This is a genomic window from Martinezella lusitana (assembly GCF_010668395.1).
GTDB classification, from domain to species: Bacteria; Pseudomonadota; Alphaproteobacteria; order Rhizobiales; family Rhizobiaceae; genus Rhizobium; species Rhizobium lusitanum_A.
In genome coordinates, this window is the sequence record NZ_WUEY01000051.1 from 1 (window position 1) to 6514 (window position 6514).

A 6514-nucleotide genomic window follows, 5' to 3' on the forward strand; every position below is an offset into this window, starting at 1 on the left:
TCCCCGGCTGCCATACCCGGAGAATACGTCTATGCGGACCTTCCTTATCGGCTTTATCCTGAAAGTTATGATGTAACCTAGCACCGGGCATTAACCCAGGTCTTTCGTCGGCGATGAAATCGCTGCCGATTTCGTTCTCTCATATACCAACGTGCTGTGGGCTGGTTCGACGAGATCGACCGGGCTGACGGCTGCAGACGGTTTACAACCTGCTGTGGTGCGTTCGAAGTGCCCCGCGTGCCAGGACCAGATGCACCTGAAGATAAGGCGGCCAACCGCTTTCCCAACGTCTTCGATTCGAGAACCAGGGTTCCGAGGTCGGAACCGTTGGCTGCCTGAGTGACGCTGGTTACTGCGCCGCCTCGGGTCGATGACGCACAGTGTAGGTGGGTGCCGAGGAGAAAACAAATGCACGAATATGTCGCTGACGCCGTTGTCGCCATCTCGCATGCGCAGAGCGCAGCAGAGGAGATTATCACGCAGATCCGAGAGTTATGCGGCTCAATCACCACCGATGAAGCTGAGAGACTTCTGGACTTCGAGGATGGACATGCAGTTATAGAGACGAACGGCGAACACCTGCTCCTTCGGGTTTGCGCGCGAGACCCTTTGATTTTCTACGGAATCCGAACACTGTTGGAGGGCAGCCTCTCGATGCTCGCTCTCACTCCTGCCATGCCCGTCGAGTGGCTTCCCGTTGATGGAATACCATCTCCCGGCATCGGTGTTGCAAAGCCCCACGCTACTCAGCGAACGAAATGCAAATAGCTTCGTCGCAAGCAGCGATTGCCTGTTACCGCCGGATACTAGGCCGATTGGCAGGCGCACGGTTGCAGCGTTGGCGTTGGATCCGGTGCCGGACGACATTGATGCGCTTCGGGGCTTGTCGCAGGCTGTGTCCCTGCTCACCACTTGTGCCTAATGATGAGGCTAAATCTGGCAGTGTTGCCATCCATCGGCTCAGTCTTGCCGGCCGCGGAATCTCCATGCGCTGCCTCACCCGCCTCTCGGGATACTGCTCGAAATCCACCTCAGACCTTGCTCGGCAAGAGCCGTTGCAAGCCGCGGCGCATGGGCTTCGGCTATCTGCTGCTCCGGGCTCAGCCCACCTAGTCATTTTTGTCCTCGGCGCCGTTGTCGTTCGGCATAGAGGTGATCTTGGGACGCACGGGGATCGGTATTATCGATGTCGCAGACGCGAGCCGTCTCAAAAAATCAGCGAATGATGCCGCGGACGCGATCGACGGCCCGCAGCTGGCGCTTCGCCGCGACTTGCTGACTGCTGTCCATGCGGACGATCTGCTGGAGAACTTTCAGCTTCTCCTGCATCGCCTCGAACGCACGGCGCTGTGCCGGCGACACGCGACTGGCAACGTCTTTCTCACCGCGCAGGATCGCGTTTCTGCCGAACCGCTCATCGAGCGCTCGGCTGACGGCAGCGAACTCCTGTCGGATACGCGGATCGACCGATCCCGCGGCGACATCGACCTTGGCGTCCTTCCCCTTTCGCTTTCCTTTTTTCATGTCGGCCACGATTTGTCGGAGCGCGTTCTCGGCCGCTTGGGAGAGACCGGGAATGGCCACCGCCATGCGCCCGCGCTCCTCGGTGATGCTTTGGGTCTCTGCATCCAAGGCAGTGATCCAGGCAGCGCCGAGCGAACGCACACGGCCGGCCGCTTCTGGCACCCCGAGCAATGCATCCTTCCGTTCCCGCCCGGCAGCGAGCATCTTGTCCATGATGCGATCCGAACCGCGCAGCGCACCATAGGCAGCGGGATCGTTGCTCAAGGCGGCCGCGATGCGCGCGCCGGCAAAGCCCTTCACGATGAACTCCTCGATCTTTGCGACGGTGCCAGCCGGATCGCGCCAGATCGAGGACGCGGTCTCGGCGAGTGCAGTGCGATGATGACGATAGTGCCCGGCTTCGGCTGCGCGAGACCTTGCCTCCTCCTCCACCAGCGTCTTGAACTCGGTCACGGCGGCAAGCATCGGCAACACGGTCATGGCCTCCCTTCCGGCTTCGACGCTCGCCCCGGCAACAATCTTGGAGCGATCCTGTCGCTCGGCCAGATACTGTTCCTCCGCAAAGCGCCTGATGATGGTGAACAGGCGGGTGAGCTTCTCGCGGCGCTCGGGACCAAGATCGTCGGGCATGCGCTCTGTCATGTTGCGCTCGACAACAGCATCGGCTTTCGCGGTGAAGGCGCTCCAGCCGAAGCGTGCGGTCAAGGCATCATTGACGGCCTTCACCTCCTGAACCAGTAGACGATCCTCGACGGCATAGGCGAAGGCCATCTTGTAGGCGTCATCCCCACCCCGGTCCCGGACCGCCTCGATTTCGACAAGGCGGGCCATCGCCGGTTTCGACAACGCCGGGATCGACAGGGACATGTGGGCGCGCCGTTGGTCCTCGCGGATGCCGAAACGCTCGGCCTGCCGACGGAACTCGGTGGCATGGGCACGGGCAAGCGGCAGCAACTCCGACAAAGCAGCCGAGGCCGCGTTGCGCTCGTCACGAGCAGCACGGCCATCGACTACAAGGTCGGAACCGCGAAGGCGGCCGAGCCGATCAGGTGCTGCGGCAAGATCGTCGGCAAGCTTGCGAGGCTCGATCGTCGCGTCCGACGACAACCCGTTCAGGTAGCCGAGCGCCTGGTCCGGATCGCGATAGATTTTGTCGAGTACCGGTCGCAGGATCGCTTCGCGCTCCTTCCACCGTTCCGAGGCGAGTTGCGCGCGGCGTGCATCCTCTTCAACGCTGCGGGCAAACATGGTGGTGGACGGGATGAGATATTTTCGGACGCTCGGGATTTCCGCTGCAGTGGTCTCCGCGCGTTCCTCACTATAGGAAACCCGCCGCTCGCGCTCGATCGCGAAACCGAGCGCCACGCTCACCCGTTCCCAAAGCTTCGCCACCTGTTCGCGCTTTTCCGCAATCCACGCCAGCCGCCCCGAAACGCCCTCCTCCATTCCGGCCATGACGCCGGCGAGCGTGTCGATACCGCGCCGTCGCGCGAAATCCTGTGCATGCGCCCGGTAGCCTTCCTCGCTCTCGAAATCGAGCGTCGTCGTCTTGGCACCGGACCGGCCAAGGCGCTCGACAAGCTGATTGAACAATTCCGGCCGGTGGCTCTCCCGCTCGATACGCTCCTGGCGAAGCTCTGCGGATTCGATCAGTTTGGCGGTCCAGATGTTGCGCTCGACCTCCCGCTCCTCCGTTCGCTTCTCGCCTGTCGCCTCATCGACAACGGTGACCTCTACCTTGACCTTTTCGACGCCATCCTTGCGCAGGGTGACGGTATCGCCCTCCGAGACGCCGCCCTCCTCCAGCGCCTTCGGCAGGCTGACACCCCAGAGGCGATGGACGGATCCGTCGTCGGTCTTCACGTCGGCATAGGGGCTTTCATCCGCATCCTCGTCATTCGGACGAAACTTCGCCAACCCCTCTTCGATAAGCTCGCCGGTGACACCGGCGGCATGATCAACCCGCGACTTGCGACCCCATGCCAGCTTCGCCTCGAAATCCTCACTCGCTGCATAGAGATCCGCGCGGTCGCGATGTCTGGTCATCGACACATAGGTGAGGTGCTGGTCCATCATGCCGGTGGCGAGCACAAAGGTTCGGTCGACGGTGGCGCCCTGCGACTTATGGATCGTCGCGGCATAGCCGTGATCGACATTGGTATAACTGTCCTCGCTGATGACGACATCGCGGCCGTTGTCGAGACGCACCGAGAGCAATGTGACGCCGCGATTGTCGCCGGTGGAAACGACCGTGCCGAGCATGCCATTCTTCACATATTGCGGACCGCGGTGCCTTGCGCGCGATTCAACGAAGCGGGCATTTTCAAGGAAGATGATCCGATCGCCAGTGGCGAACTCCCTCTGTCCGCGTTCCGTCCGAAAGGCACGACGGTCACTGAGCGCGCCCTCGCCGATCATCACTGCGCGCAACGCCTCGTTCAGCCGCTTCACGTCGTCATTGGTGTGGGCGAGCACGAGGAGTTCATCTCCGCGAAGACGGCCGTCCTTGCCTTCAGCGACCGACGTGTCGATCGCCCGTTTGCGTGCCTCTGTCCAATCCGCCACGATACGCGAGACGATTTCGGCGCGTGTTTCGGCTGCGGCGATGCCTCCATGTTGCGCATAGGCGTCGAGCCCCTCCTCGACCTTGCCGCGGGCGAAGAGCCGCGACGCATCGCGCGCCCATTCTTCGCGCTGGCGGCGCACGCCGGCCAACTCGGCGAAACCGATCCGTTCGGTAATCGCCCGGAACGCCGCTCCCGCCTGGATCGGCTGCAACTGCATCGCATCGCCGACCAGCACGACCTTCGTCCCCGCGGCTTCGGCGATCTTCAGCACGCGGCCCATCTGTTGCGACGACACCATCCCGACCTCGTCGATGACGAGCACATTGCCGCGTTCGAGCAATTCGCTGCCGTTGGCCCATCCCAGTTCCCAGGAGGCGAGTGTCCGAGATCTGATCCCGGAACTGTCTTCCAGCCCCTCGGCCGCCTTGCCGGCAAGTGCTGCGCCGATTACCCGACGGCCTTCCGCCTCCCAGGCAACGCGTGCAGCAGCAAGCAGGGTCGACTTGCCGGTACCCGCGAGCCCGACAACCGCCGCGATGCCATTGTCGCCGGTGACATGACGCACCGCATCGACCTGCTCGGCATCCAGCTTGAAGAGCCTTTCCGGATCGGCAGTTTCGACGCTTTGGACGGCGGCCGCAATGTCCTGTGGCGGGACACCAAAGCCCTTGCGCGTGGATAGGACGCGCGCCGACCGAGCCATGTCGTATTCAATGCGCAGGATCTCGCGCGTGGTGAAGATCGCCGGCTCCGATACCTTCCCGCTCTCGGCTTCGATCTGCTGCGGCTTCAACAGCACCAGATCGTCGGAGGCCATTAGCCGCGCGCGGATATTGGCAAAGTCGACGGGATCGTCGACAGTGCGGTGCAGCGCCTTGGCAATGTCCTTCTCGTCGAAAGTGGAGCGTTCATTGCCAAGCTGCTTCAGCAGCAGCTCGGGATCGGCAAGCAGCCGGTCTGCCATATCCTGCCGGCGGGCAAGATCCGTCGGTGCGAAATACATCTCGACGCCCTTGCGCGCGAGTGCTGCCTTCTCCGGTCCGAGATGTTTCTGTGCAATGCCATCAAGGCCCTGTTCGGCATAGGAGCGTCCGTCGAGATGGATCTCGTGGCCGGCAAGCGCCAGATGCCGGTTGGCGGTTTCTGCCCAGGCGACCTTCCAAGCCTTCATGGTTTCCTTGTCGCCAGCCCAGAGCTTGTAGACGATTTTGCCGTTCGGCCGGTCCGGCATGACGACACGCAGCGGCTCTCCATCCTCTCCCAATACCGCCACCTTCTTTGGCCCAAGACCCTCTTCGGTCAGCGGGCGCAGAGTGGTCATCAGATGAATATGCGGATTGCCATCCTTGTCATGGAAGACCCAGTCGGCGACCATGCCCTTCGACGTCAGATTGTCTCGGACGAATTCCCGCACCAGGACAATGTTCTCGGCCCGCGTCAGCTCTTCCGGCAGGGCAATGATCAGCTCACGGGCGAGCTGCGCATCCGACCGCTTCTCGAAGGCGTCGACCGCATTCCATAGTGCCTCGCTTGCGCCGGTGACGGATTTCCCGTCGATCGCACTCTTCAGCCAGGCCGGTATCAGATCCGGCAGCGCCAACTCCTCATGCACCAGCTCGGACACCCCGCGGCGATAGCTGAAGGATGTGCCGGCCTGCTCGTCCATCATTCGGGCGCGATGGCGATAGGCGGCCGCCGAGACGATGCTGCGCCCCGCTCCTCTGCTGATAACCTGTGCTCTGACGAACATGATCGCCACTGACGTCTCCTGACCTTCCAAGCACGTCGCGCCAGCGACGTATATTGCGCCCTCAAACCGATCGGACCGCAGGGCCGATGCCACTTTTCCGGAAGACGGCACCACGGAGACTTCCAGCTGCGACGTTTTGGGCTTGACGCAAGATAGCTTATTTAACTATCTTATTATAGATAGTATAATCACTACGTTGAGTTTACTTTTCAGAAGGAAAATGCACCAATGGCCGTGAAATTATCGCTTTCCGATCTCGATGCGCAGATAGAGAAGCTTCGTGAACGCAGACGATTGCTGATAGTTAAATCCGCTGAACGGTTTGCCAGGGCGGCCACCAAGTCGGGGCTGGCGGAGATGGAGATCGCAGACGAGGAGGTAGACCGGATCTTCGAAGAGCTCACGGCACGATTTCGCAGCCGAGAGAAGAAAGGCTCTGGTGGCGCACCTGCTCCGGCGCGTCGACCAACGGATAGTGGGGCTGGAACGCCGGAGACGGTTTCAAATGACGGCTGACCGCAAACAGGAGGCCCGCGAGAAATTTCTCCTCGGCGGCATCGTCGTCAAGGCGGGTCTATCGAAGGCCGACCGTGCCTTTCTGCTCGGTGGCCTGCTCGAACTGGCGAGACTGGCGGCAGGCTCGCCGGAACATCGGCGGCTGCGCGATATCGGC

General features: G+C 61.9%; 4 protein-coding genes. 3 read left to right on the forward strand and 1 reads right to left on the reverse strand.

What is annotated here, in order from left to right; all coding sequences use genetic code 11:
- Positions 1 to 408: 408 nt before the first annotated feature.
- On the forward strand, positions 409 to 768 hold the full coding sequence (rctB, locus tag GR212_RS36330) for an SMa0974 family conjugal transfer regulator (RefSeq protein ID WP_163994937.1): 360 nt from the start codon (positions 409 to 411) through the stop codon (positions 766 to 768).
- Between the two features lie 447 nt (positions 769 to 1215).
- Here rctB and traA read toward each other — a convergent pair whose 3' ends face one another.
- A complete protein-coding gene (gene traA / locus GR212_RS36335) occupies positions 1216 to 5850 on the reverse strand; it encodes a Ti-type conjugative transfer relaxase TraA (protein ID WP_163994939.1) in 4635 nt (1544 codons plus the stop codon).
- Positions 5851 to 6069: 219 nt separating this feature from the next.
- On the opposite strand from traA, the gene GR212_RS36340 reads away from it, so the two are divergent.
- Together GR212_RS36340 and GR212_RS36345 are read left to right on the forward strand one after the other, a co-directional pair.
- A complete protein-coding gene (locus tag GR212_RS36340; protein WP_163994942.1) occupies positions 6070 to 6357 on the forward strand; it encodes a TraC family protein in 288 nt (95 codons plus the stop codon).
- The coding region (locus GR212_RS36345; protein WP_163994944.1) for a conjugal transfer protein TraD at positions 6347 to 6514 on the forward strand (168 nt) is incomplete at its 3' end. The genes GR212_RS36340 and GR212_RS36345, both read left to right, overlap by 11 nt.

Excerpts from the sequence above, each read along its gene's own strand:
- rctB (WP_163994937.1), top strand. The coding sequence starts at position 409 with ATGCACGAATATGTCGCTGACGCCGTTGTCGCCATCTCGCATGCGCAG.
- GR212_RS36340 (WP_163994942.1), top strand. The coding sequence starts at position 6,070 with ATGGCCGTGAAATTATCGCTTTCCGATCTCGATGCGCAGATAGAGAAG.